The sequence below is a fragment of the Pseudomonas sp. C321 genome, assembly GCF_055407105.1.
Genome location: NZ_JBUZRB010000003.1, coordinates 334,901 through 359,732, shown reverse-complemented (window position 1 = coordinate 359,732; position 24,832 = coordinate 334,901). Strand labels below are relative to the sequence as shown.

24 protein-coding genes are annotated in these 24,832 nt (G+C 59.5%); 7 read left to right on the top strand and 17 right to left on the bottom strand.

Annotated elements, in window-relative coordinates:
• Positions 1-111 precede the first annotated feature (111 nt).
• Entirely contained in the window at positions 112-396 is a 285-nt protein-coding gene (locus ACZRJ6_RS11245; RefSeq protein WP_149412458.1) for a DUF3509 domain-containing protein, read from the bottom strand.
• Between the two features lie 358 nt (positions 397-754).
• Here ACZRJ6_RS11245 and ACZRJ6_RS11240 point away from each other — a divergent pair, with 358 nt between their 5' ends.
• Entirely contained in the window at positions 755-1,384 is a 630-nt protein-coding gene (locus ACZRJ6_RS11240) for a response regulator (protein WP_463968423.1), read from the top strand.
• On the opposite strand, the gene ACZRJ6_RS11235 is transcribed toward ACZRJ6_RS11240, so the two are convergent.
• From ACZRJ6_RS11235 to ffh, 11 genes are all read right to left on the bottom strand, one after another.
• Complete coding sequence (locus tag ACZRJ6_RS11235; protein WP_463968161.1) at positions 1,381-2,610, bottom strand: EAL domain-containing response regulator; 1,230 nt, start codon at positions 2,608-2,610, stop codon at positions 1,381-1,383. The genes ACZRJ6_RS11240 and ACZRJ6_RS11235 overlap by 4 nt on opposite strands.
• A gap of 73 nt (positions 2,611-2,683) precedes the next feature.
• On the bottom strand, positions 2,684-6,265 hold the full coding sequence (locus ACZRJ6_RS11230; RefSeq protein ID WP_463968160.1) for a transporter substrate-binding domain-containing protein: 3,582 nt from the start codon (positions 6,263-6,265) through the stop codon (positions 2,684-2,686).
• A 109-nt stretch (positions 6,266-6,374) separates the two neighbouring features.
• Positions 6,375-7,784, bottom strand: a complete 1,410-nt coding sequence (gene thrC / locus ACZRJ6_RS11225; protein WP_350613672.1) for a threonine synthase — start codon at positions 7,782-7,784, stop codon at positions 6,375-6,377.
• Positions 7,785-7,887: 103 nt separating this feature from the next.
• The gene (locus ACZRJ6_RS11220; protein ID WP_133102134.1) at positions 7,888-9,192 is read right to left on the bottom strand and encodes a homoserine dehydrogenase; all 1,305 of its coding nucleotides are present in this window, start codon (positions 9,190-9,192) and stop codon (positions 7,888-7,890) included.
• A 128-nt stretch (positions 9,193-9,320) separates the two neighbouring features.
• Positions 9,321-10,052: a bifunctional protein-disulfide isomerase/oxidoreductase DsbC gene (gene dsbC / locus ACZRJ6_RS11215; protein ID WP_463968159.1), complete on the bottom strand. Its 732-nt coding sequence runs from the start codon at positions 10,050-10,052 to the stop codon at positions 9,321-9,323.
• 153 nt (positions 10,053-10,205) lie between these two features.
• Entirely contained in the window at positions 10,206-11,102 is an 897-nt protein-coding gene (gene xerD, locus ACZRJ6_RS11210; RefSeq protein WP_463968158.1) for a site-specific tyrosine recombinase XerD, read from the bottom strand.
• Positions 11,103-11,249: 147 nt separating this feature from the next.
• Positions 11,250-11,600, bottom strand: a complete 351-nt coding sequence (gene rplS, locus ACZRJ6_RS11205) for a 50S ribosomal protein L19 (RefSeq protein ID WP_063322826.1) — start codon at positions 11,598-11,600, stop codon at positions 11,250-11,252.
• A gap of 45 nt (positions 11,601-11,645) precedes the next feature.
• Positions 11,646-12,419, bottom strand: coding sequence for a tRNA (guanosine(37)-N1)-methyltransferase TrmD (gene trmD / locus ACZRJ6_RS11200; protein ID WP_178114431.1), 774 nt, complete (start codon positions 12,417-12,419; stop codon positions 11,646-11,648).
• Entirely contained in the window at positions 12,401-12,937 is a 537-nt protein-coding gene (gene rimM, locus ACZRJ6_RS11195) for a ribosome maturation factor RimM (RefSeq protein WP_133102130.1), read from the bottom strand. Before rimM ends, trmD begins: the two co-directional genes overlap by 19 nt.
• Before the next feature lie 5 nt (positions 12,938-12,942).
• On the bottom strand, positions 12,943-13,194 hold the full coding sequence (rpsP, locus tag ACZRJ6_RS11190) for a 30S ribosomal protein S16 (protein ID WP_025854836.1): 252 nt from the start codon (positions 13,192-13,194) through the stop codon (positions 12,943-12,945).
• A gap of 250 nt (positions 13,195-13,444) precedes the next feature.
• Entirely contained in the window at positions 13,445-14,821 is a 1,377-nt protein-coding gene (gene ffh, locus ACZRJ6_RS11185) for a signal recognition particle protein (protein ID WP_463968157.1), read from the bottom strand.
• A gap of 219 nt (positions 14,822-15,040) precedes the next feature.
• On the opposite strand from ffh, the gene ACZRJ6_RS11180 reads away from it, so the two are divergent.
• The 3 genes from ACZRJ6_RS11180 to ACZRJ6_RS11170 all read left to right on the top strand — a co-directional run bounded on the left by ACZRJ6_RS11180 (position 15,041) and on the right by ACZRJ6_RS11170 (position 19,302).
• On the top strand, positions 15,041-15,853 hold the full coding sequence (locus tag ACZRJ6_RS11180) for a cytochrome c biogenesis protein CcsA (RefSeq protein WP_133102128.1): 813 nt from the start codon (positions 15,041-15,043) through the stop codon (positions 15,851-15,853).
• Positions 15,854-15,865: 12 nt separating this feature from the next.
• Complete coding sequence (locus tag ACZRJ6_RS11175) at positions 15,866-17,113, top strand: transporter associated domain-containing protein (RefSeq protein WP_463968156.1); 1,248 nt, start codon at positions 15,866-15,868, stop codon at positions 17,111-17,113.
• An 878-nt stretch (positions 17,114-17,991) separates the two neighbouring features.
• On the top strand, positions 17,992-19,302 hold the full coding sequence (locus ACZRJ6_RS11170; protein WP_463968155.1) for an MFS transporter: 1,311 nt from the start codon (positions 17,992-17,994) through the stop codon (positions 19,300-19,302).
• Between the two features lie 42 nt (positions 19,303-19,344).
• Here the strand turns inward: ACZRJ6_RS11170 and purT are convergent, their stop codons facing one another.
• The 5 genes from purT to ACZRJ6_RS11145 all read right to left on the bottom strand — a co-directional run bounded on the left by purT (position 19,345) and on the right by ACZRJ6_RS11145 (position 22,569).
• On the bottom strand, positions 19,345-20,526 hold the full coding sequence (purT, locus tag ACZRJ6_RS11165) for a formate-dependent phosphoribosylglycinamide formyltransferase (RefSeq protein ID WP_463968154.1): 1,182 nt from the start codon (positions 20,524-20,526) through the stop codon (positions 19,345-19,347).
• A 69-nt stretch (positions 20,527-20,595) separates the two neighbouring features.
• Complete coding sequence (locus ACZRJ6_RS11160) at positions 20,596-21,063, bottom strand: VUT family protein (RefSeq protein WP_149411604.1); 468 nt, start codon at positions 21,061-21,063, stop codon at positions 20,596-20,598.
• Positions 21,064-21,189: 126 nt separating this feature from the next.
• Positions 21,190-21,408, bottom strand: a complete 219-nt coding sequence (locus tag ACZRJ6_RS11155; RefSeq protein ID WP_463968153.1) for a DUF1289 domain-containing protein — start codon at positions 21,406-21,408, stop codon at positions 21,190-21,192.
• Complete coding sequence (locus tag ACZRJ6_RS11150) at positions 21,405-21,929, bottom strand: gamma carbonic anhydrase family protein (protein WP_149411606.1); 525 nt, start codon at positions 21,927-21,929, stop codon at positions 21,405-21,407. Before ACZRJ6_RS11150 ends, ACZRJ6_RS11155 begins: the two co-directional genes overlap by 4 nt.
• A 37-nt stretch (positions 21,930-21,966) precedes the next feature.
• A complete protein-coding gene (locus ACZRJ6_RS11145) occupies positions 21,967-22,569 on the bottom strand; it encodes a CoA pyrophosphatase (RefSeq protein ID WP_463968152.1) in 603 nt (200 codons plus the stop codon).
• A 147-nt stretch (positions 22,570-22,716) separates the two neighbouring features.
• Here ACZRJ6_RS11145 and ACZRJ6_RS11140 point away from each other — a divergent pair, with 147 nt between their 5' ends.
• From ACZRJ6_RS11140 to ACZRJ6_RS11130, 3 genes are all read left to right on the top strand, one after another.
• Complete coding sequence (locus ACZRJ6_RS11140; protein ID WP_463968151.1) at positions 22,717-23,265, top strand: NUDIX hydrolase; 549 nt, start codon at positions 22,717-22,719, stop codon at positions 23,263-23,265.
• A 34-nt stretch (positions 23,266-23,299) separates the two neighbouring features.
• The gene (locus tag ACZRJ6_RS11135; protein ID WP_463968150.1) at positions 23,300-23,803 is read left to right on the top strand and encodes a L,D-transpeptidase family protein; all 504 of its coding nucleotides are present in this window, start codon (positions 23,300-23,302) and stop codon (positions 23,801-23,803) included.
• 262 nt (positions 23,804-24,065) lie between these two features.
• The gene (locus tag ACZRJ6_RS11130; RefSeq protein ID WP_149411610.1) at positions 24,066-24,824 is read left to right on the top strand and encodes a GntR family transcriptional regulator; all 759 of its coding nucleotides are present in this window, start codon (positions 24,066-24,068) and stop codon (positions 24,822-24,824) included.
• The last annotated feature ends 8 nt before the right edge of the window (positions 24,825-24,832 follow it).

Sequence of the window (24,832 nt, the reverse complement as noted above, 5' to 3'; positions counted from 1 at the left end):
CCTATAAAGACCAGTACAACAAGCTACAAGCACCGGAGCACAATGCTTGATCTTGCTGTTACAAAATCTGACTCGCCCTACCGTAGGAAGGTTCCAAATAAAAATAATTCTTCATGCCACCGCGCCGGTACGGGTCAGGGCCGCGTTGCGCAACGCCGCGATAACCGAGGGTTCCAGGCGCCCTTCGGCGATCATCAAGTCGCGGTGCAGACAGTCCACTACGTCCACCAGTGAGCGCTTGTCGGTCAATTGCGCCCGGTCGACTTCACGCTCGACAACAATGGCACCGGCTGGGTTCTTCACGGTCACCAGGCATTCGCCCTGCACACCAGAGGTGGTCAGCGTAACCTGATAAGGGCTCAGTGCTTCACCGAGCAATAGGCTGATACTTTCCATCTCGATCACCACTCAATAGTTCGAAAACAATCGTGTAAACGGGAGCTGCATCTACCCTTAGTGACTACTTGTGACGTAGGAAAGTTCGCCTTTTCGTCTTTGGGGCCTGTAGGGGAATAACTTAAAGAGCATGCGCTTGCAACATGACAATGAAAAAACGGTCGCTCATAACTGCTTATTTAATAACCTGAAATCAGACGACTCTTGGGCCATTGACGTTATTGGCAAGACCTATAACGGAGGGAAAGCGGCATTTTTTGAGCATCGCTGCGCACCGCCTTCAGCTCACTCCCCCCGCTAACAGGCTAGAATCCCCGGATTATCCCGGGAGCCCGCCTTGAGAGCGTCTGAAAAGCCATTGCGCATCGTCCTCGCCGATGACCATCCGATTTTCCTCATCGGTTTGCGGGCGGTACTGGAGCACGACGAACGGCTGAGCATCGTCGGTGAAGCCAACTCCCCCCAAGCCCTTACCGAGCTGCTGCAACACTGCCCCTGCGATGTGCTGGTCACCGACTTCATGATGCCCGCCGAGCCCCAGGCAGATGGCTTGCGCCTGATTGAACAGCTACGTCGCCATTACCCGACCCTGCCCATCGTGGTGGTGACCATGCTCAATAACGCCGGGTTATTTCACGCCATCCTGGAACTGGGCGTCATGGGCCTGCTGAGCAAGGCCAGCCTAGCGAATGAGCTGCCTGAAGCGATCAGGCAGGCACGGCACCAACGACCCTATGTGGCACACACCATTCGTCAGGCGCTGAGCCTGGCAGGCCCTGATCGGCTGCATTCCCAGGATCAACTGTCACCCCGTGAACTGGAAGTGATCCGCCTGCTGGCTGCAGGATTGACGGTGGGCGAAATCGCGGCGAACCTCCATCGCAGCAAACAGACCGTCAGTGCGCAAAAAGTCGGAGCCATGCGCAAGCTCGGACTGGCCAGCGATGCAGCGCTGTTCATTTACGTGCAAGAACACGGTCTAACCTAGACCGCAAACCCCGGGTACTGCACGATCCATCTCTTTAGCGCTTGAGCGCACATGGGGGGAGCGATAAAGCAGCCTTGCAACCAGGCAGGTCCCAATTCACACACGGCGTCACGGTCGGCAGCGGTTTCAATACCGGTGACCACCACACCCACGCCCAGATGCCCAGCCATACCCATGGCCCCGGCGACCACCGCAGCTTTGCGTTCATCGCCCGCCATCCCGCAGGCGAAGGCAGGCGGGATTTTCAGTTCAGTGAAGGGCAGCTCCAGCAAGCGCTGCAAACTGGTGCCACCCACGCCGAAGTCACCGATGGACAGCTTGCAGCCGATCATCCGCAAGCGGAGCAAACCGGTGATATGGGCGCTATCGGTCTTTAAACGAGAAGTTTCGACCAGTTCCAGGGTCAGGCTGCTGGCAGGTACGGCGTAGCGTTGCAACAACCCTTGCAGCATCTGGGGAAAGTGCGGATGTTCCAGCATCCGACCCGCAAGGTTGACCGCCACCGGCAGTACCTTGCCCGTATCCCGTAATACCTGAGAGGCAATGCCTAGCGCCTCTTCCAGGATATGCCAGGTAAACGCTTCTTCCAGGCCAGCAAACTCCAGCGCCGGAAGAAACTCCTCGGGCAACAGCAATTCGCCCTCAGGATGCTGCCACCGGGCAAGCGCCTCAACCCCTTGCAACTCTCCCGCCTGACTGACGATAGGCTGAAACCAGGCATTGGCGCAGCGCGCGATGGCAGCCTGACTGACATCCGGCGAGGGTGGCAGCGTCTCTACTTCACTCAAGCCCAGCAACTGACGCACCAGTTCCCAAGACATGACCGGCGGCCCTGTACGCAAGCGCTGCTGGCAAGCCGTCAACAATTGCCCGATCAACTTGGCCGACGCTGGCTTGGGCAAGCACCCCAGCACATTGAGCCCGGCCTGGCGCGCCATGTTCGCGACGCCCTCCAAAACGTCCGGCTCGGCACTGCTCAACAGAATCAGCACTTGAGCCAGCCGACGCTCGGCCAACTCACGGATTAGTTCCAGGCCATCGCCCTGCTCCAGGTACAGATCGCAAATAGCGATGTCCACCGGCCCCTTGCTCTCCAGTGACTGGCGGGCGGCCTCGACACTTTCGGCCGTCAGCACGTTGAACACACCGTTGGCATTGAGCATCTGGTGCAGGGCCATCAGCTGGAACGGGTTATCTTCAAGGATCAGGACGTTAAGGGAGCGCATGAGAAACTCTACCGGGGAGACGCGAGGCTGCCCAGACTAGCCAAAGCCCCGGTAAAACCCCATAGGACGAGTCCTATTTGCCCTCATCCAGATAAGGTTCAAGGTCACTGCGCAACTCAATCAGCGCTTGGCACAGCGTCAGCCAATGCGCCTCGATCTCGTCGCCATGCTGCTCTCGGACACAGGTTTCAAGCGCCACGCAGGCCTTAGCCAGCGGCAACGCATCCACCAGGCAACAAATCCCCTTGAGGCGATGCAGCGAGGCGGTCAATCGCCCCAGGTCTTGATCCGCCAAGCCCGCGGCCATCACTTCCTGTTCATGCTCAAGGCTCTTCGCCAGTTCCTGCAACATCCGCTGCAGGACCGGCCCGTCGGCCTGAGTCATGGTGCGCAGGGTATGAATATCAAAGGAGCGCGAAGGCGCCACGCGGGCGAGCACCCGGGCCCAGTGTTCCAGGGTGATCGGCTTGACCAGCAGCTCGTCCATTCCCGCCTCCTGGCAACGCTGCTGCTCGTCATCCAGGGCATTGGCCGTGCAGCCCACCAGCACGCTGCGTGGTCTTTGCTCCTGCGCTTCAATCCGGCGGATGGCCTCGCTCAAGGCATAGCCGGACATGCCCGGCATGTTGCAATCGGTCACCAGCACGTCAAACACCTCGTGGCGCCAACGCTGCAAGGCCGCCTCGGCCGAATCAAGGGCCACCACCTGATGGCCGAGAAACTGCAACTGCTGAGCCAGCACCAGACGGTTAGCCGGCAGGTCATCCACGATCAATACCGACAGGCTGCGGCCGGCAGCAGGCAACGGCACAACAGGCGCCGCCGGCACATCGTCACTGCTGACCCGGTCCAGGTACAGGTCGATGCACACCACTGTGCCCTCCCCCACGACACTTTTCAGGGTGATAGTGCCGCCCATCAACTCCACCAGTTGCTGGCAGATGCTCAAGCCCAGGCCCGTCCCGCCGTGTTCGGCCGCCGTCAGCGCGCTGACCTGGATAAACGGCTTGAACACCCGCGCCTGTTGCTCGATACCGATACCCGGCCCGCTGTCCTCGACACACAAGTGCAGGTAATGGCCACCTACCTTGTCCAGCTTGCAGGCGACACTGACGCGAACCTCTCCGCGCTCGGTAAACTTGAGCGCATTGCCCAACAGGTTATGCATCACCTGGCGCAGGCGCAGCGGGTCGAACCAGTAATACCCTTGCGCCGCCGGATCAAAGGCCAGGGTCAAGTGCAGGTTCTTTTTCTGGGCCATGGCTTCAAACAGCCGCTGAATACCTACGAAAAAGCCTTTCAGGTCGGTGGTTTGCGGCGCCAGCTGTAAATGACCCGCTTCGATCTTGGCCAGATCCAGGCTGTCGCCCATCAGCGCGATCAGCTCCCGCGCCGAGCGATGGGCCACACGCAGCGCTTCGGACACGGGTTTGCCTTCGGCCAAGGCTCGCTCCTGTTCCAATTCAAGCAAACCGATGATGGCGGTCATCGGTGTGCGAATCTCGTGGCTCAGGGTCGAGAGGAAGGCACTTTTCGCATAGTTCGCCTCCTCGGCGGCCTGGCGTGCATCCATCAACTGGTTTTCCAGGACCTTGCGCTCGTTGATGTCGATCCAGCCACCAAGCAAGCCCTGCAATTGGCCCTGAGCGTCAAAAAACGGCACCGTCCATTGATAGACGTGAAAGGTCCCACCGTTGAACTCCAGTTGCCGATCGACAAACAGCGACTGTTGCGTCGCCAGTTGCTCCATGTGACCGGCGTGCAGGCGCGCGGCTGTCGCCTCGGGCATCAGGCCGCTTTCCATCAGCGTCAGACCTTGAATCTGTTCACGCCGGGTGGCCAACTGCTGCTCATAGCTGGTGTTACAAGTCACCAAGCGGCCGGCCAGATCACGCACAAACACCGGGTTGGGCATGCCATCGAGCAGAGCGCTCTTGAAGGCCAACTGATCGTTGAGGCGATGCTCAGCCTCCTCCCGATGGCGGATCTGGCGCTTGAGCCGGCTGTTCCAGGCCAGGGACACCAGCACAAACAGGATCGCCATGGCGACCGTCCAATAAGCCCAAGGTGGCACACGCTGCCAGGCCGGCACAGGGATTGGCACGGCACCCAGCCAGCGCAGGCGCAAAGCGCTCAACTCGGCAACGGGTAGCGCCTCCAGCGCCTTGTTCAAAATGCTCAGCAGCTCGGGTTGGTCCTTGCGCACCGACAGGCTGTTAGCCGACCACTTGCCCTCGACACTGCGACCGACGCGCAACTCATCGGCCGGGTAACTCTGTACCTCCACTTCGCTCTGTATGGTCGCCGCCGCGTCACCCCGGATCACCAGCTCACGGGCCTGGGCATAATTACCCACCGACCGCAGCTCAATCTCGGGATGCTCACGGCGAATGTAACTTTCCAGAACATGGCGTGCCGGCAGCGCCAGCACCTTGCCGGAAAGCTCGCTCAACCCGGTCAGTGGTGGTGCATCGACGCGCTGGATAAACACCCATCCGGAGCCGCCAAAACCATGGCTGAAATTGAGAAGTGCCTTGCGCTCCTGATTCTCGACCAAGGTGGTGTTCATATCCGCCCTGCCCGTCTCCAGCAACGCCAGGGTTTGCGTGGTGGAAAACACTTCCTCCAGGACGAACTGCACGCCGGTCATGCGAGAAATCCGGTTGAGCAGGTCGACATTCAGGCCCACCCACTGGCCCTCCTTGTCCTTGAATACATACGGCGACAGTTGCTGGGACGCCACCACCACATGAGGATGCCGAAGCACCCACGCCCGCTCCGAGGCCGACAAGGCTATACGTTCCGCCGCAAGGCCGACGCCCAGGCCGGTGGTCCAGCGCGCCAGGATTTCCCGCTGCACCGACTCATCGATACTCGACAGCGCCCGGTCCATCATCGTCCCCAATAGCGGGTCGGCCTCACGCGTGGCAAAGGCAAAGCCAATGGGCGCGAGCCTGCTCTCTACCTTGATCTGCAAGCCCAGGTAGGGGCGCAGCGACTTGTAGGCCCGCACGATCACTTCGTTGCCGATAAACGCATCGGCATCGCCTTGCTTGAGCGCTTCAAGGCCACTGTAGAGATTGGGCGCCAGCATGATATGACTGTCGGGATACGCCCTATGGACGTTATTGACGTTGGCGTAGCCGTCGAGCAACACCACCTTCTTGTCCTTGAGGTCATCGTTCTGGGTGGTGTCGTCCCGGCGCACGACCACCACCGAGCGATCCGGCATGTAGTCACGGGTAAATCGCAGCCCGGGCACGTCGCGCTCATAGCCGTTGGCGCTGGTGAGAATATCGATAGCTCCGGTACGCAAGGCTTCTACTGCCTGTGCCCGTTCGGCGAAGCCCAGTACTTGCATCGGCGCATCGAGACGCGCACCGATCAGGCTCAGGTAATCGGCACTGATGCCCTGGTAGCGATTGTGGTCGCGGGTGATATCAATCGGCTGGTAGTCATCAATGGAGATGCCCACCTTCAATGTCCGATGGGCCGCCATCCATTGCTGCTCGGCGGGGGTCAGGGACAAAGGCTCCAGCGGGATAAACGCCGGCACCAGCTTGAAGGGCAGACTGACAGCGGCCAGGCTTGCAGGCCCATGGCCGATCAACAGCACACACACCAGCCATACGTACCCTCGGGTCGATAAACACACCGTGTTGGTTCCTTGATTGTTCTTGTCAGTCGCCTGCGCAAGTATGGCTCGCCACAATGAAAAAGCCCGTCACGAAGACGGGCTTGATCAACCACGTAAAGCCTTGGGATCAGAGCGGCTTGCCACGATTACCATGCTGGCTGACAAACGCCTGCACTGCTTTCAGGTCATTAGCCAATACCGTGCAACGCTCCTCACGCTCGAACAGGTCCGCCAGGTGTGGCGGAAGTTCCAGTGCCTTGCCGATACCAGCCTTTTCCACCGCTTCCGGAAACTTGACCGGGTGGGCGGTGCCGAGGATCACCATCGGAATGTCCAGGCTGCGACGGCATTCCCGCGCGGCCTTGACGCCGATGGCGGTGTGCGGGTCCAGCAACTCGCCGGTCTGGGCGTAGACTTCGGCGATGGTTTCGCAGGTCTGGGCGTCGTCCACGGCCAGGGAGTCGAACAGCTTGCGGGTTTCGGTCCAGCGCTCTTGCTCGACGCTGAAGCCGCCACCTTGCTTGAAGCTGTCCATCAGGCCAGCCAGGGCCGCACCATTACGACCGTGCATGTCAAACAGCAGGCGTTCGAAGTTGGACGAAACCATGATGTCCATCGACGGCGACAGTGTCGCGTGCAGGGTTTCCTTGACGTACTGGTTGCCGCTCATGAAGCGGTGCAGGATGTCGTTGCGATTGGTGGCGACGATCAGTTGGTTGATCGGCAGGCCCATGTTGCGCGCCAGGTAGCCGGCAAAGATGTCGCCGAAGTTGCCGGTCGGCACCGAGAACGACACCGAACGCGCCGGGCCGCCCAGCTGCAGGGCTGCATGGAAGTAGTAGACGATCTGGGCCATGATCCGCGCCCAGTTGATCGAGTTCACCGCCACCAGGCGCGTGCCCTTGAGGAAGCTCTGGTCAGCAAAGCTGGCCTTGACCATTTCCTGGCAGTCATCGAAGTTGCCTTCGATGGCGATGTTATGGATGTTGTCGCCGAAGAGCGTGGTCATCTGCCGGCGCTGCACTTCCGATACACGGTTGTGCGGATGCAGGATGAAGATGTCGACGTTTTCGCAGTGTTTGCAACCTTCGATGGCCGCCGAGCCGGTATCACCGGAGGTGGCACCAATGATCACCACGCGTTCGCCGCGCTTTTCCAGCACGTAGTCGAGCAGGCGACCCAGCAATTGCAGGGCGAAATCCTTGAACGCCAGGGTCGGGCCGTGGAACAACTCCAGGACCCATTCGTTACCATTCAGCTGACGCAATGGGGCGATGGCGCTGTGGGAAAACACGCCATACGTCTCTTCCAGAATCTTCTTGAAATCGGCATCCGGAATACTGCCGGTGACGAACGGGCGCATGACCCGAAACGCCAGCTCGTGGTACGGCAGGCCGGCCCAGGAGGCGATTTCTTCCTGGGTGAAGCGTGGCAGGTTTTCCGGCACGTACAGGCCGCCGTCAGTAGCCAAACCGGCCAGCAGGACGTCTTCAAAATTCAGGGCCGGTGCCTGGCCGCGGGTGCTGATGTAGCGCATAAAAGCAAACCTTCGGTTTGGGCTTCAAGCCTCAAGCTGCAAGCTACAAGTTAGAGCGACTCGGCTCTTACTTGCAGCTTGTAGCTGATAGCTTGCAGCTGCATTAATTAAGATGTTCGACGCGAATCCGCACCACCGGCCCAACCACGCCCTGCAGGGCTTCCAGCGCGGTAATGGCATCGTTCATGTGCTGTTCCAGCACACGGTGGGTCAGCAGAATCATGGGCACCAGGCCGTCGTGTTCTTCGACTTCCTTCTGCATGATCGATTCAATGTTGATGCCGCGTTCCGACAAGATGCTGGCCACTTGGGCCAACACGCCCGGATGGTCCTTGGCCTGGATGCGCAGGTAGTAGGAGCTTTCGCAGGCCTCGATCGGCAGGATCGGGTGAGCCGACAGCGAGTCAGGCTGGAAGGCCAGGTGCGGCACGCGGTTTTCCGGGTCGCTGGTCATGGCGCGAACCACGTCCACCAGGTCGGCGATCACCGACGAAGCCGTCGGCTCCATGCCGGCGCCAGCGCCGTAGAACAAGGTCGAGCCAGCAGCGTCACCGTTGACCATCACGGCGTTCATCACGCCATTGACGTTGGCGATCAGGCGATCGGCCGGAATCAGCGTCGGGTGTACACGCAACTCGATACCGGCCGCAGTGCTGCGCGCTACGCCCAGGTGCTTGATGCGGTAGCCCAGGGCTTCGGCGTAGTTCACGTCAGCGGTGGTCAGCTTGGTGATGCCTTCGGTGTAGGCCTTGTCGAACTGCAGCGGGATACCAAAGGCAATGGACGCCAGGATGGTCAATTTGTGGGCGGCGTCGATGCCTTCGACGTCGAAGGTCGGATCGGCTTCGGCATAACCCAGTGCCTGGGCTTCGGCCAGCACGTCTTCGAAGGTACGGCCCTTCTCGCGCATTTCGGTAAGGATGAAGTTACCGGTGCCGTTGATGATCCCGGCGACCCAGTTGATGCGGTTAGCCGACAGGCCTTCACGGATGGCCTTGATCACCGGGATACCGCCAGCGACTGCTGCTTCGAAGGCGACAATCACACCCTTCTCGCGGGCCTTGGCGAAGATCTCGTTGCCGTGCACGGCGATCAGCGCCTTGTTGGCGGTGACCACGTGCTTACCGTTTTCGATGGCCTTGAGCACCAGTTCACGGGCGATGGTGTAACCGCCCACCAGCTCGATGACGATATCGATTTCTGGGTTGGTGGCGACTTCAAAGACATCGTTGGTAATCGCAATACCGGTCGTTTGGAACTGGGGCTTTGGCGTACGCATGGCAATTTGCGCCACTTCAATCCCACGCCCTGCACGGCGGGAAATTTCCTCGGCGTTACGCTGAAGTACGTTCAAGGTGCCGCCACCGACGGTCCCTAACCCACAGATGCCTACTTTGACCGGTTTCACTGAAGAACTCCCCATGAAACGGCCGACTCAAGGTCGGCCGTGAAAAACAGCCGCACAACTGCGGCTCTCTATTAATGCCCCGTCGACCTGTCGGCGGGGCATGATCGTCAAAGGCTCGACGATACTGTTTATTTTGCACCCAGCGCCAGTTTGGCGATTTGTGGTGCAGGCTGGTAGCCCGGAATGACCTGGCCGTCAGCCAAAACGATGGCCGGCGTACCGTTCACGCCAATGGACTGGCCCAGGGCGAACTGTTTGGAAACCGGGTTGGCGCACTTCGCGGACTTGATTTCCTTGCCGTCGACCATCTTGTCCATGGCCGCTTTCCTGTCAGTCGCACACCAGACCGCTTGCAACTGCTCGTCGCCTGGCGAGCCTAGGCCCTGACGCGGGAACGCTACATAACGCACTTCCACACCCAGCTTGTTCAGCTCAGACACTTCGGCGTGCAGCTTGTGACAGTACGGGCAGGTGGTGTCGGTGAAGACGGTGATGTGGGTCTTGGTCTCGCCAATGGCCGGGTAGACCACGGTTTCCGCTACCGGGATGGCGTTGATCAACTTGGACACACCCAGGCGCTCGGCTTTCTCGGTCAGGTTGACCGGCTTGCCGTCTTTCAACTGGAACAGGTAACCCTGGACGATGTATTGGCCGTCGCCACTGGCGTACAGCACGCGGCTGCCCTTGAGCTTGACTTCATACAGGCCGGCCATGGGGCTGGCGCTAATGCTTTCCACCGGGGTTTCGAGCTGGAGGCTTTCCAGACTCTTACGAATCGCCTTCTCGGCGGCGTCATCGGCGACGGCAAAGGTTGATACCAACGCAATGGCTGCGGCGGCAAAAATCTGGGTCAAACGCATGGAAACTCCTGAAGGCAGATGCAGGGACGGGAGCAAGAATACCGATGTGGAAACACGGGTTTGGGCCGTCCCCTTTGCGAACCGGCAAAGCCTACCACAGTTGGGCCGGGGGGCAGACTGTCGCAGGTAAATTGGTCTTTTGCGCAAGCTATTTCACCCGCGAGGATGGTGCTTGGCGTGCATATCCTGCAAGCGCGCCCGGGCCACATGGGTGTAGATCTGGGTTGTGGATAAATCGCTATGCCCCAGCAGCATCTGTACCACCCGCAAATCCGCGCCGTGGTTGAGCAAATGGGTAGCGAAAGCATGGCGCAAGGTGTGGGGCGACAACGACTTACTGATGCCGGCGACCTTGGCCTGATGCTTGATGCGATACCAGAAAGTCTGGCGGGTCATCTGCTCGCCGCGCTGGCTTGGGAACAGCACATCACTGGGACGCCCGCCAAGCAGTTCGCTGCGGGCATCGCGCATGTAGCGCTCGATCCACACGATGGCTTCTTCGCCCATGGGCACCAATCGCTCCTTGCTGCCCTTGCCCATCACCCGCAGTACGCCCTGGCGCAAATTAACCTGCTCCAGGGTCAGGCTGATCAATTCGGTAACCCGCAGACCGCAGGCATACAGCACCTCCAGCATGGCTCGATCACGCTGGCCGATGGTTTCGCTCAAGTCGGGGGCCGCCAGCAGGGCTTCGACGTCAGCTTCTGATAGGGACTTGGGCAAAGGCCTACCCAGTTGCGGCATATCAACTTGCAGGGTTGGATCGACGGCAATCAGTTTTTCCCGCAACAAATAACGATAAAAGCCACGCACACCGGAGAGGAATCGCGCGGTGGAACGCGGCTTGTAGCTCTGTTCCAGGCGCCAGGACAGATGATCGAGGATCAGTTCGCGACCGGCATTGATCAACTCCAGGTTTTTCTCCTGCAGCCAGCCGTTGAACAAGGCCAGATCGCTGCGGTAGGCCTGACGAGTGTTGTCCGACAAGCCTTTTTCCAGCCAGAGGGCATCAAGGAAACGGTCTATCAGGGGATGATCGATGGCGGGCATGAGGGCTCGGTGGGGATTCATGTGATGTGGTAGATCCTATCGCGCCCAGCGTAGCAGTTGCCCGGATTTTTCCCCAAGGCCGGGCTCAAATCGCGGGCACAAAAAAGCAGCCCGAAGGCTGCTTTTTTCTGCATCGGGAAGCTGGACTTAAGCCAGTTTTTCCTTGATGCGAGCTGCTTTACCGGACAGGTCACGCAGGTAGTACAGCTTGGCTTTACGTACGTCACCGCGACGTTTAACGGCCATGCTGTCGATTTGCGGGCTGTAGGTCTGGAAAGTACGCTCTACGCCAACACCGTTGGAGATTTTACGAACAGTGAAAGCACTGTTCACACCACGGTTACGCTTGGCAATTACCACGCCTTCGAACGCTTGCAGACGCGAACGGTCGCCTTCCTTCACTTTCACCTGAACGACAACAGTGTCGCCCGGGGCAAAGGTAGGGATCTCTTTGGTCATCTGCTCTGCTTCGAGTGCAAGGATGATTTTGTTAGTCATGCTGTGCTCCTAAGGTAGATCGTCGGATCTACCATCGATACGTTGTTAACTATCGTCCCGCCCGAGGATGTATTCCTCGAGCAGCTTCTTCTCTTCTCCAGAAAGCGAGCGGCTTTCCAGAAGATCGGCGCGTCGTTCATAGGTCCGCCCGAGGGACTGCTGTAAACGCCAACGCCGGATGTGTGCGTGATTGCCACTTAGCAATACGTCGGGAACACGCTGATCCGCATACACCTCCGGTCGGGTGTAGTGCGGGCAATCCAGCAAACCATCCGTGAAGGAATCTTCCTCCGCGGAGTCCGCATGCCCTAAAGCTCCAGGCAGCAGTCGTGTAACCGCATCTATCAGGACCATCGCCGGCAGCTCGCCGCCAGACAGGACATAGTCTCCAATCGACCACTCTTCATCGACATGAGCTTCAATAAAACGCTCGTCAATGCCTTCATAGCGACCGGCAATCAGGATTAAGCTTGCCTGATTCGCCAACTCGCGTACCGCCGACTGATTCAGCTGACGGCCTTGAGGGGACAGGTAAATTACCTTCGCCTTCTCCCCGGCTGCTGCCTTGGCCTGAACCAGAGCATCTTCCAGGGGCTTGATCTTCATCACCATGCCCGGACCACCGCCAAATGGGCGATCGTCTACAGTGTGATGTCGATCCGTCGTGTAGTCTCGCGGGTTCCAACAGGTGAGCTGCAAGAGCCCCTGTTTCACCGCCCGACTGGTGATGCCGTACTCGCTGATGGCGGAAAACATCTCGGGAAACAAACTGATCACTTCTACGCGCAAATTAGCCACGCTTAGAAGTCCGCGTCCCATTCCACCTTCATCTCGCCCGCTGCCAGGTCGACGCTCAACACGCATTGCTCGGTATAGGGCAACAGGCGTTCGCGATCATCCAGGCTGCCAGCGCAAGGCTTGACCACCACTACATCATTGGCGCCGGTTTCCAGAAGATGATCAATCTTCCCGAGCAATTGCCCGAGTTGGTCGATAACCTTCAGACCTTCCAGCTGGTACCAGTAGTACTCGCCGTCGGTCAATTCAGGGAACAGGTTGCGCGGCACACAGATCTCGTAACCGGCCAGAAGACGAGCTTCTTCACGATCATCAAGATCCTTGAGCTTTGCGACCAGGAACTTGTCGTTCCCACGTCCGCTGACCAGCTCAACCTGCTTAACGCTACCTTCGCGCTTGAGCGTCCAGGTTTTGTATTGCAACAGGTTTTCAGTCGGATCAGTAAAGGAGTACACCTTTACTTCGCCGCGAACGCCGTGAACAGAGTAAATCTTGCCGATAACGATCAAATCATCAGCAACAACAGGCGTCGCGTTCATATTGCTCAGGCCGCAGCCTTAGCCGAATCCTTCAGCAACTGAGCAACACGCTCAGAAGGCTGTGCACCAACGCTCAGCCAGTAGGCTACGCGCTCTTGGTTCACGGACAGACGGACTTCTTGACCACGAGCGATCGGGTTGAAGAAACCAACCTGTTCCTTGTGCGAACCGTCGCGCGGGTTGCGGCTGTCGGTTACGGTCAAGTGGTAAAACGGGCGCTTTTTAGAGCCGCCGAGGGCAAGACGGATTGTTAGCATGTGAAGATCGTTCCTGTAGTCGGTGCTGCAAAACTAAATGCACAGCGGGCATAGGTGCCCGAAAGGCCGCATATTCTAAGGAATATCCGGACTTTTGCAAATGTCTTTTTCTGGCGCCTAGTCGGCGTGCCATTCAGATCTGCAATGGAGCCGTCGTTAAAAACGGCCAATCAGCTCCCGCACGTGCGGGTTTGCTGGAGATCCCACATCCCTGTGGGTCGGAGCAAGAGCAAGCTCTTGCGCGAATTCTTTACATTTTCGGCATGCCGCGACCAGGCATCATTCCGCCCATGCCGCGCATCATTTTGGCCATTCCGCCCTTGGCGGAGAATTTCTTCATCATCTTCTGCATCTGCTTGTGCTGCTTGATCAAGCGACCGATGTCCTGCACCTGGGTGCCGGAACCCATGGCGATCCGACGTTTGCGCGAACCGCTGATCAGCTCAGGGTCGCGGCGCTCGGCCGGGGTCATGGAATTGATGATGGCTTCCATCTGTTTAAATTGCTTCTCTGCCGCGCCCTGGGCGTTGCCCATTTGCGCCAGATTGACGCCACCGATATTCGGCAGCTTGTCCATGAGGCCGCCGAGGCCACCCATGTTCTTCATCTGTTGCAGCTGATCGCGGAAGTCTTCGAGGTCGAAGCCCTTACCCTTCTTCAGCTTCTTGGCCAGCTTGTCGGCCTTGTCCTTGTCGAGGGTCTGTTCGGCCTGCTCGATCAGGCTAAGCACGTCGCCCATGCCGAGGATACGTGAGGCAATCCGCTCAGGGTGAAATGGTTCGAGCGCTTCGCTCTTCTCGCCCATACCGATGAACTTGATCGGTTTGCCGGTGATGGCACGCACCGACAGCGCGGCACCGCCACGGGCATCGCCGTCGACCTTGGTCAGGATCACGCCGGTCAGCGGCAGTGCATCACCGAAGGCCTTCGCGGTGTTGGCCGCGTCCTGGCCGGTCATGGCGTCGACCACGAACAGGGTTTCCACCGGGTTGATCGCGGCATGCAGCGCCTTGATCTCGCCCATCATCTCTTCATCGATGTGCAGGCGACCGGCGGTATCGACGATAACCACGTCGATGAATTTCAGCCTGGCTTCTTTAATAGCCGCCTGGGCGATATCAACCGGCTTCTGGCTCAGGTCGGACGGGAAGAAGGTCACGCCTACTTCGCCGGCGAGCATTTCCAGTTGCTTGATGGCCGCCGGACGGTAAACGTCGGCCGACACCAGCATCACTGTCTTTTTCTTGCGCTCTTTAAGGAAGCGCGCGAGTTTACCGGCGGTGGTGGTTTTACCCGCACCTTGCAAACCGGCCATCAGCACAACGGCCGGAGGCACGGCACTGAGGTTCAAATCTTCGTTGGCCACGCCCATCAAGCTTTCGAGTTCGGCCTGGACGACCTTCACAAAGGCCTGGCCCGGCGTCAGGCTGCGGGACACTTCAGTGCCGACCGCACGCTCCTTGACTGCGTTGACGAAGTCCTTGACCACAGGCAAGGCGACGTCGGCTTCCAGCAACGCCATGCGCACTTCACGCAAGGTGTCTTTAATATTGTCCTCAGTCAGCTTGGCCTTGCCGGTGACATGGCGCAGCGTCTGCGAGAGACGGTCAGTCAAGTTTTCAAACATGCGCGATCCTTTCAGGCCCTATGGTAGACCGAGGTAATGGCGGCCCAGGCTGTGATAAATCGCTATTAAAAACAGCGCTAGGCGAGCCTGCGGCGTGGGCAGGTCGCGGATTATAGCGAAGACTGTCGTCATGCACACCCGCTGTCTGGCCCAGGAGCCTTTCGTGGAACGCAGGTGTATGCCAAACTCGGCGTCTTTCGGGCTTGCCTAACAGGATTTATGCTCCCCTTGTCACCCAGTTTACTACCCAGTCTCGCCGCCGCTATCTTGTATGCCGCTGCGACCCTCTATCAGGGCACTCGTCTGGCCCAAGGCTCCAAGGCAGACAAACGCCTGCTCGTAGGCCTTGGCGTCCTCGCCCTGCTGGCCCACGCCGCCAGCCTGTTCACCCACCTGCTGACGCCGGTTGGCCTGGGCCTGGATTTTTTCAGTGCCGCCAGTCTGATCGGCGCCGCAGTGATCGGCCTGACCCTGTTGGCCTGCGCGCGGATACCGGTGGAAAACCTGCTGTTGCTGCTCTTCCCCCTGGGGATGCTGACGGTGCTGCTGGCTCAGTTCGCCCCCACCGGCACGGTGCAGGTGATCGACGAGGAGCCGGGTATCCTCGCGCATATCCTGCTGTCGATCCTCGCCTACGGCATGTTCACTATTGCAGTGTTCCAGGCCTTGTTGCTGCTGTTGCAGGATCACCAACTCAAGCACAAGCACCCTTCCGGGCTGATCAAGAACTTCCCGCCGCTGCAAACCATGGAAAGCCTGCTGTTCGGCTTCCTTTGGGCCGGCTGGACCTTGCTGTCACTGTCACTGATCTCCGGCTGGCTGTTCGTCGAAAACCTGTTTGCCCAGCATCTGGTGCACAAAACCCTGCTGGCGTGCCTGGCCTGGGTGGTGTTCAGCGTGCTGCTGTGGGGCCGCAACCGCCTCGGCTGGCGCGGGCACAAGGCGATCCGCTGGACCCTGGCCGGTTTCTGCCTGCTGATGCTGGCGTATTTCGGCAGCAAGCTGGTCCGCGAATTCATCCTGCATATCTGACGGGCAGCCAACATGGACAACTTGCCCCTAGGGCCGATGCTCGCGGTAGTGACCCTGCTGATTTTATGGTCGGCGCTGTTTACCGCCATCGAGGCCGCGCAACACCACTTGCTGGCCCGGCGCCCCGGCACTCGCCAGGGTGACAAGGCCGCAGCCCGGCTGAACTTCCCGCGCAACAGCCTGATTCTCTGCAATACCCTGTGCCGCGCCATGGTGGTGATCCTCTGTACCCTGCTGGCGATCTATGCATGGGCCAATAATGGTCCCTGGCTCGGCTGGCTGATCTCCAGCGCCGCGTTGCTGGTGCTGGCCGACTACTTGCCTCGCGCCCTGGCCACACGTTATCCGCAAGCGGTGCTGGGTTTTGGCAATACGTTGTTGGGCGTACCGCTGAAAATCCTCTATCCACTGGCCTGGCTGCTCAACGGCGCCAGCCTGTTACTGCTCAAGCCCTTCGCTCGCAAGTCTGGCGTAGTCAAGAAAAGCGACGAGCCACAACCAGATAACGATGACGAGCAGGAACCGCAAGTACCCAATGGCCGTACGCCGGGCCTTTCGGGCATCCACGCGCTGGACAGCATCACAGTCAATGACATCCTTGTGCCCCGCAGTGAAGTGGACGGCATCAACCTGGATGACCCCATCGAAGACATCATCGAACAGCTGCGCAGCTCCCAGCGCACCCGGCTGCCGATATTCCACAGCGACATCAATCAGGTCGAGGCGGTGCTCAACACCCGCCAGATCCAGCACCTACTGCCGGACGCCAGCCTGACCAAGGAGGCGTTGCTGGCCGCTTGTCATGAGCCCTACTTCGTCCCGGAAAGCACGCCCCTGCAACTGCAACTGCTGAATTTCCACAAACAGCAGCGTCGCCTGGGCATGGTGGTGGACGAATACGGCGAAGTGCTGGGGATTGTCACCCTGGAAGATATTCTTGAAGAAATCGTCGGCGAATTCGAAAGCGAGCACAGTGTGGATAACCCGCACATCCAGCCACAGCTGGACGGCCGCTACGTGATCGACGGCGCCGCCTCGATCCGCGAATTGAACAAGAGCCTGGGCTGGCACCTGCCCAGCGACGGGCCGAAGACCCTCAGTGGGCTGGTGACTGAAGCGTTGGAGACCATTCCTGATTGCTCGGTATGCCTGAAAATTGGCCGCTATCGCCTGGAAACCCTGGAGACCGAGGACAACCGGGTGAGCAAGGTACTGATCTGGCATACCGGCTTGGTGCCGGTGGCGACTTCACTTCCCTGAAGAAACACGGTCGATGTGGGAGCTGTAGGTTCTAGGGGGCGATTGAGCACATATCCGTTATTTCGGTCCCTGGCCCAGCGCGGCTAAACCGGCGTCCTTGCCGGTTTAGCCACTGCACAACACCTGCGTTCGGCCTCTGGCTTTATGGGCAGGCAGATCAAGAGCAGAGCCAGTGCCCATCCGCTTTCTGTAGGAGCGAGGGGGACGCCTAGTTCTTGCTCGCGAAGAACCTGAGGGCACCGCGGTGATTCAGGATGCCAGCGTCATCGTTAACGACCATCGCGAGCAAGCTCGCTCCTACAGTCAGTGGGCAGTAGATCCGCTCTTGCTTTTCACCACTCAGGTCGGCTACCAGGCCGCCGTGCTTTTGATTTTGATCTTAGGCGCCCCGTTAACCACGATGGCCGAACGCAGGCATTGATCCGTGGGTAAACCGGCAGGACGCCGGTTTAGCCGCGCTGGGCCAAGGATGGCCCATCGCGGCGGCCCACGGAGCAATGCCGGAGAGAGGGCATGCCGAGCCCTAGCGAGGCACCAAGTGGTGGGGCAAGAGCGCTTTGGTTACTTTGCCGCTTTTGCAAAGTGACACGCCGTAAGGGCGTAACCCTAATCCGCCCTGACCAAAATAACGGATCTGCACCCCATCCTCTGTCCACAACAATGTGTAGATACCCACAGTGCCAAAGATGCGAGCTGACAGACAACCATCGCAGGCAAGCCAGCTCCCACACTTCAGCTCTTGTTTGCGCCGCACCCCCCTTCCTATAATCGAACCAGCTTACCCAAGCCCCAGCCCGACCGCGCACGGCCCTGATCCATGGGTGCAATACCAATAATAATCCGCGTCCAAACGCGCAATGACCGTCAGGGATACCTCAATGAGCACCACCTATAACGAGGCTGTGACCGCCGCCCCGACCAACTCGACCGCCCGAGTCGCTACCGCGAGTATTGTCGGCACCGCCATCGAGTTCTACGACTTCTATATCTATGCAACCGCCGCTGCGCTGGTGATCGGCCCGGTGTTCTTCCCGCAGACGTCCGGCACGGCGCAGATGCTTGCATCATTTCTGACCTTCGGCATTGCCTTTATCGCCCGGCCATTGGGTTCGGCGCTGTTCGGCCACTTTGGTGACCGCATTGGCCGCAAGTCGACTCTGGTCGCTTCCTTGCTGTTGATGGGGGTTTGCACCACGCTGATCGGCTTGTTGCCCGGCTACGACTCCATCGGCGCCTGGGCACCGATCCTGCTCTGCGTGCTGCGTTTCGGTCAGGGCCTGGGCCTTGGCGGGGAATGGGGTGGCGCGGCACTGCTGGCCACCGAGAATGCACCGAAGGGCAAACGCGCCTGGTTCGGCATGTTCCCGCAACTGGGGCCCTCCATTGGTTTCCTGGCGGCCAACGGTTTATTCCTGATCCTGGCCATGAACCTGAACGACGAGCAGTTCCGCAGCTGGGGCTGGCGTATTCCGTTCCTGCTCAGCGCGGCGCTGGTCATGGTTGGCCTGTATGCGCGCCTGAAACTGCATGAAACGCCGGTCTTCGCCAACGCCGTGGCCAAAGAGGCGCCGGTAAAAATGCCGCTGGTGGAACTGTTCAGCCAACACGGGATGCCGGTATTTCTGGGCGCTGCGTCGATGGTGGTGTGTTATGCGCTGTTCTACATCACTACGGCGTTTTCCCTGAGTTATGGTGTAACCACGTTGGGTTACAGCCGCGAAACCTTCCTCGGCCTGCTGTGCTTTGCCGTGCTGTTCATGGGCGCGGCGACCCCACTGGCCGCCTGGGCCAGTGACCGTTATGGGCGCAAGCCGGTGCTGATCGTCGGCGCAGTGCTGACCATCCTGTCGGGCTTCACCATGGAACCACTGCTGACTCACGGTTCAACCTGGGCCGTGGCGCTGTTTCTGTGCCTGGAGCTATTCCTGATGGGTGTGACTTTCGCACCGATGGGGGCGATGTTGCCGGAGCTGTTTCCGACCCGCGTGCGTTATACCGGTGCTTCGGCGGCGTATAACCTGGGAGGGATTGTCGGTGCTTCGGCGGCACCGTTCTTCGCCCAGAAGCTGGTAGCAATGGGCGGCTTGAGCTATGTCGGCGGGTATGTGTCGGCGGCAGCGGTGATCAGCTTGATTGCTGTGCTGTGCCTGAAGGAGACGCGCAATAACGATTTGAATCGGATCGGCTAATAGATCGCTATCGCGGGCAAGCCCGCGATAGGTGCGCCGCAGTTACAGCTCTACAACAACAGCCTGTGACGCTCGGGTCGCCTTGGCCCGAGCAGCCTCGATCGACTCATCCCGCGCCAACGCCACACCCATGCGACGCTGACCATTAACCTCTGGTTTGCCGAACAGACGTAGCGCGGTATCCGGCTCACTCAGCGCCGCACCCAGGTTGGAGAATGCCGTCTGGGTCGACCGCCCTTCCACCAGAATCACCGCCGAAGCCGAAGGCCCAAACTGACGAATCAACGGGATTGGCAAGCCGAGGATTGCCCGCGCATGCAGGGCGAACTGCGACAGGTCCTGGGAAATCAACGTCACCAAGCCGGTGTCGTGCGGGCGCGGTGACACTTCGCTGAACCACACCTGATCACCCTTGATGAACAACTCAACACCAAACAGACCACGTCCACCCAAGGCGTCAGTGACGGCTTTAGCGACACGCTCGGATTCCGCCAGGGCAATCGGGCTCATGGCCTGGGGCTGCCAGGATTCCTGGTAATCGCCCTTCTCCTGGCGGTGACCAACCGGCGCGCAGAAGGTGGTGCCGCCAACGTGACGCACGGTCAGCAGGGTAATTTCGTAGTCAAAGTCGATAAAGCCTTCGATGATCACCCGACCTTTGCCGGCACGGCCACCTTCCTGGGCATAGTCCCAGGCTTTCTGCACGTCATCGGCACTGCGCAGCAGGCTCTGGCCTTTACCCGACGAACTCATCACCGGCTTCACCACGCATGGGAAGCCAAGGTCTTCGACGGCCTTGCGGTAGTCTTCTACAGTGTCGGCGAAGTGGTAAGGCGAAGTCGGCAGGTCCAGTTCTTCAGCGGCCAGGCGACGGATGCCTTCACGGTTCATGGTCAGCAGCGCCGCACGCGCGGTGGGGATCACGGTGAAGCCTTCAGCTTCCAGTTCCACCAGGGTGGCGGTGGCGATGGCCTCGATTTCCGGCACGATGAAGTGCGGCTTTTCCGCTTCGATCACTGCGCGCAAGGCCGCGCCGTCGAGCATATTGATGACATGGCTGCGATGAGCAACCTGCATCGCCGGCGCATTGGCGTAGCGATCCACGGCAATCACTTCAACGCCCAGGCGTTGCAGTTCGATTACCACTTCCTTGCCCAGTTCACCGCAGCCACACAGCAAAACGCGGGTCGCGGTTGGCGACAATGGAGTTCCGATTCGGGTCATCTCAGGTCCTCAGGGGAGCGGATCATGGGGGGAAAGGCCGGCATTTTACATGAACTGTAAAGATTGGCCTCAGTTGGCGATGCGCTGGCGGCGCAAGCGCCAGGCCATGGCCAGCCAGACTACGGTCACTCCGGCAAATTTCGAGGCCAAGGCGGTCCCCACCACGGCGGGCGTCAGGGCGCCGATCAGGCCGAAAAAGATAAAGGTATCGAGGGGAATGCTCAGCGCCGAACTTATCCACAGGCGATCGTGGAGCGGGCGCTTGGTGATGCTGAACACCAGCCAGTCGATGCACTCGGACACCGCGAACGCCGTAGCACTGGCCAGGGCGATGGACGGATCGGAAGTGATGTAAGACAACACCAACGCCGCCAGCATGGCGATGATCGCACCGTGACCGAAACGGGTTTGCACCATGTCGCGCAGGACAAACACCAACCCGCCCCAGGCGGACCAGATGACGTCCAGGTGGGGAGCGGTGGAAAAAGCGTAGTTGATCAGCACGACGCTGCTGATATAGGCGATCAGGAAGAGCATGGGGCGAGGGAACCTGGTGTAGGAGCGAGCTTGCTCGCGAAGGACGTTAACGATTATGAGTTTTTTTTGACTATACGTGATGCTCTTGCATTTTTCGCGAGCAAGAACTAGGAGTCCCCCTCGCGCCTACAGAGAATCAGACTGTTTGCCAATCATCCACACCAACCCACTCACCTTCGCCCGCTCGTGACACAACCCCAGCACCACCCGCCGCGCGGCATTGTCCATGCGGCTCCAGCGAGTAATTTCGTCCACGGTGCGCTGGCAGCCGGTGCAGATATCATCGTTATCCAGCGCACAAATGTTCACACAGGGCGAGGCCACCGGTCGTTCAGGGGCGTTCATTCTTCCTGCTCGACCAGATCACGGGCATAGCGCTGAGCGTTATGCACATAGTGCGCAGCGCTAGCCTCAAGCATCTTCTTCTGCGCCTCGGTCAGTTCCCGCACCACTTTGCCGGGCGAGCCCATCACCAGCGAGCCATCGGGAATTTCCTTGCCTTCGCCGATCAGCGAATTGGCGCCGATGATGCAATTTTTGCCGATCTTCGCCCCGTTGAGAATCACCGCATTAATGCCGATCAGGCTGTAATCGCCGACGGTACAGCCGTGCAGCATGGCGTTATGGCCGATGGTCACGCCGGTGCCCAGGGTCAGCGGGTAGCCCATGTCAGTGTGCATCACCGTGCCGTCCTGGACGTTGCTGTTCTTGCCGATCAGGATCAATTCGTTATCACCGCGCAACACCGCGTTGAACCAGACGTTGGCACCCTCTTCCAGCTTGACCTTGCCCACCAGCGTGGCATTGGGAGCCACCCAGCTTTGGGGATGGGTCTCGACGCGGGCGTCGCCCAGGCGGTATTTCATGGTGTGGTCCTCAAGGCTTGCCATACGAAACGATGGCTTAGGTATTGATGAAACTTTTCGGTGGACGATGCAGGCTGATGTCGGCGTCGTCATAGATCAGGTTGATCAGCTCGACGATCATGATCGCCGTCAGGCCCCAGATCTTGTATTCGCCAAATCGATAACTGGGCACGTACCAACTGCGGCCCTGGTAATCGATGCGGTGGGTGTGTTCGCGCGGGTCCTGGCGGAAGAACTCCAAGGGCACGCTGAACACGGCAGCAATCTCGGCGTCGTTGGCCAGGTACTCGACGTAATCGGGGATGAACCCGACATAAGGCGTGACGCGGATACCGTGCAGGGAGATCAAGGGACTCAAGGGGCCGATCACTTCCACCAGTCCCGGTGGCAGGCCGATTTCTTCTTCGGCCTCACGCAGGGCGGTGAACACCAAGTCCGGGTCTTCCGGGTCGCGGCGTCCGCCGGGAAAAGCCACTTCGCCACCGTGGGTCGACAGGCCGCTGGCCCGTAGGGTCAGGATCAGTTCGGGTTCGTCACTGCGGGTAATCGGCACCAGCACCGCGGCTTCCGGGAAACGAGCGTCGGTCTCCAGCGTGCGTGGCGTATGATTGCTTACCCGGCGAAGTAGCTCGTCCAGCATGAGTCATCTCGATCTGTTGGCTACCTTGCATCATGCACCAAAGCGTGCGGGTGCCCAACCCCAAAACCTGGACCGTGTCGCTAAACGACAACTTGCAGGCAGGCACGCCGCCACGCCAAGATAGGCGCACTCTCCAGGAACCCCAGCATGAACTTCTGCAGCCAGTGCGGTAAACCGGTCACCCAGCGCATTCCCGAAGGCGACGCGCGCCTGCGTTATGTCTGTGATCACTGTCAGACCATTCACTATCAGAACCCCAACATCGTCGCCGGCACCGTGCCGGTCTGGGGCGATCAGGTGCTGCTGTGCCGTCGTGCCATCGAACCGCGCCAGGGCTATTGGACGCTGCCCGCAGGGTTTATGGAAAACGGCGAGACCGTCGAACAGGCGGCCATGCGCGAAACCATGGAAGAAGCCTGTGCCAGGGTGCGCAACCTGAGCATCTACACGCTGATCGACGTGCCGCACATCAGCCAGGTGCATATTTTCTATCGCGCCGAGCTGATCGACCTGGACTTCTGCGCAGGGCCCGAAAGCCTGGAGGTGAAGCTTTTCAATGAAGCCGACATCCCTTGGTCCGAGCTGGCTTTCCGCACGGTCGGGCGTACCTTAGAATGCTTTTTCGCCGACCGTCGGCTACAGCTGTTCCCGGTGCGCAACGAGTCCGTGCCGCCACTGGCCCAGCTGGCAAAATAACAATCCAGGCAGCACCTGAAGGGATACCGTTTTAATGCGTTGCTTGCTTGCTCTGCTCTGCCTGTCGTTCGCCACGCTGTCGTCAGCCTCCACCCTGGAAACCCTGGGCGGCAAACCTGTCGAGAAAATCCTGGTCCTCAAGTCCGCCCATCAGTTGCAGTTGATCAACGACGGCAAGCCCCTCAAGACCTACCGCATTTCACTGGGCAAAAACCCCAAGGGCCACAAGCTCGTGGAAGGCGACCGCAAGACTCCGGAAGGTCTCTATTGGATCGACTGGCGCAAGACCAGCGACCGTTTCAACCTGTCCATGCACATCTCCTACCCGAACATCAGCGACGCCGCCCGCTCGCGCCGTGAAGGTGTGCGTGCGGGCAGCATGATCATGATTCACGGCACCCCCGACGCCGAGGATTACCCCGAGGAGTGGTTCCACACCCTGGACTGGACCGACGGCTGCATCGGCATGCGCAATGTCGACATGCGCGAAGTCTGGAACCTGGTCAAGGACGGCACGATGATCGAGATTCGTCCGTAGTTTTCGACCGTTTGTAAAATAAATCCAAATAAATTCCTGCCCTCGGCAGCGCCTGCCGGTGAATACCATTTCACCCCCGCAGGCTGCGCACTTCTGCGCCAAAGAAAGACCTCTCTAATACCACTTGCTCAAGCGCACTATAAAGGCGCCCGTAAACACTTGCCCGCACCATTTTGGCAGCATTGACATGGTATTTAAGTGGTATTAATTTCCAGCCACTACCGGGCGACAACACTCCAATAACGCATCGGAAACCCTACAGATGAACCCCATCCTGGCCCTGCGCCCCGACGGCAAACAATCCACGCCGCTGTACCTGCAACTGGCCCGCAAGCTGGAAGCGGCGATTCATGCTGGCCAGTGGAAATCCGAGCAGGCGTTGCCGTCGGAACGCACCCTCAGCGAACTGTTGAGCATTTCCCGAGTGACCGCCCGCAAGGCATTGGAAGTGCTGTTCGAACAAGGCCTGATCCGTCGCAGCCAAGGCTCCGGAACCTTCATTACCCCGCGTTTGGAACAGCCGTTGTCACGCCTTTCGGGGTTCAGCGAGATGTTGCGGCTCAAGGGTTTTGTCCCAAGCTCCCAATGGCTGGAGCGGGAAATCACCCCGCCCACCCACGAAGAACTGATCCGCCTGTGCCTGTCGCCCACCGACAAGGTGGTGCGGCTCAAGCGCCTGCGTAAGGCCGATGACACGGTGATGGCCATCGAAATGAGCGCCCTGCCCGCTTCGATCATCCCCAACCCGCAGGCCATTGGCAGTTCCCTCTACGAATACCTGGAAGGCATCGGCAAGCCCATCGTTCGCGCGCTGCAGCACATCCAGGCAATCAACGCCTCGGACGAGTTCGCCGCACTGGTGGGCATCGCGCCCGGCACCGCCATGCTGCTGATGACCCGAGTCGGCTACACCGAAGACAACACCCCGATCGAAATCACCGATACCTACTGCCGCAACGACTACTACGACTTTGTCGCAGAGCTGCGCCGCTATGACTTTGCCGCTGAATTGCGGCCTTAGAGAACTGC

What these genes read in the sequence shown, in the direction of transcription:
- ACZRJ6_RS11245 (WP_149412458.1), bottom strand. Translation starts at nt 396, where the DNA reads ATGGAAAGTATCAGCCTATTGCTCGGTGAAGCACTGAGCCCTTATCAG.
- ACZRJ6_RS11235 (WP_463968161.1), bottom strand. Translation starts at nt 2,610, where the DNA reads ATGCGCTCCCTTAACGTCCTGATCCTTGAAGATAACCCGTTCCAGCTG.
- thrC (WP_350613672.1), bottom strand. Translation starts at nt 7,784, where the DNA reads ATGCGCTACATCAGCACCCGCGGCCAGGCACCGGCCCTGAATTTTGAA.
- dsbC (WP_463968159.1), bottom strand. Translation starts at nt 10,052, where the DNA reads ATGCGTTTGACCCAGATTTTTGCCGCCGCAGCCATTGCGTTGGTATCA.
- xerD (WP_463968158.1), bottom strand. Translation starts at nt 11,102, where the DNA reads ATGCCCGCCATCGATCATCCCCTGATAGACCGTTTCCTTGATGCCCTC.
- rplS (WP_063322826.1), bottom strand. Translation starts at nt 11,600, where the DNA reads ATGACTAACAAAATCATCCTTGCACTCGAAGCAGAGCAGATGACCAAA.
- trmD (WP_178114431.1), bottom strand. Translation starts at nt 12,419, where the DNA reads ATGGGACGCGGACTTCTAAGCGTGGCTAATTTGCGCGTAGAAGTGATC.
- rimM (WP_133102130.1), bottom strand. Translation starts at nt 12,937, where the DNA reads ATGAACGCGACGCCTGTTGTTGCTGATGATTTGATCGTTATCGGCAAG.
- rpsP (WP_025854836.1), bottom strand. Translation starts at nt 13,194, where the DNA reads ATGCTAACAATCCGTCTTGCCCTCGGCGGCTCTAAAAAGCGCCCGTTT.
- ffh (WP_463968157.1), bottom strand. Translation starts at nt 14,821, where the DNA reads ATGTTTGAAAACTTGACTGACCGTCTCTCGCAGACGCTGCGCCATGTC.
- ACZRJ6_RS11180 (WP_133102128.1), top strand. Translation starts at nt 15,041, where the DNA reads ATGCTCCCCTTGTCACCCAGTTTACTACCCAGTCTCGCCGCCGCTATC.
- ACZRJ6_RS11175 (WP_463968156.1), top strand. Translation starts at nt 15,866, where the DNA reads ATGGACAACTTGCCCCTAGGGCCGATGCTCGCGGTAGTGACCCTGCTG.
- ACZRJ6_RS11170 (WP_463968155.1), top strand. Translation starts at nt 17,992, where the DNA reads ATGAGCACCACCTATAACGAGGCTGTGACCGCCGCCCCGACCAACTCG.
- purT (WP_463968154.1), bottom strand. Translation starts at nt 20,526, where the DNA reads ATGACCCGAATCGGAACTCCATTGTCGCCAACCGCGACCCGCGTTTTG.
- ACZRJ6_RS11160 (WP_149411604.1), bottom strand. Translation starts at nt 21,063, where the DNA reads ATGCTCTTCCTGATCGCCTATATCAGCAGCGTCGTGCTGATCAACTAC.
- ACZRJ6_RS11155 (WP_463968153.1), bottom strand. Translation starts at nt 21,408, where the DNA reads ATGAACGCCCCTGAACGACCGGTGGCCTCGCCCTGTGTGAACATTTGT.
- ACZRJ6_RS11150 (WP_149411606.1), bottom strand. Translation starts at nt 21,929, where the DNA reads ATGAAATACCGCCTGGGCGACGCCCGCGTCGAGACCCATCCCCAAAGC.
- ACZRJ6_RS11145 (WP_463968152.1), bottom strand. Translation starts at nt 22,569, where the DNA reads ATGCTGGACGAGCTACTTCGCCGGGTAAGCAATCATACGCCACGCACG.
- ACZRJ6_RS11140 (WP_463968151.1), top strand. Translation starts at nt 22,717, where the DNA reads ATGAACTTCTGCAGCCAGTGCGGTAAACCGGTCACCCAGCGCATTCCC.
- ACZRJ6_RS11135 (WP_463968150.1), top strand. Translation starts at nt 23,300, where the DNA reads ATGCGTTGCTTGCTTGCTCTGCTCTGCCTGTCGTTCGCCACGCTGTCG.
- ACZRJ6_RS11130 (WP_149411610.1), top strand. Translation starts at nt 24,066, where the DNA reads ATGAACCCCATCCTGGCCCTGCGCCCCGACGGCAAACAATCCACGCCG.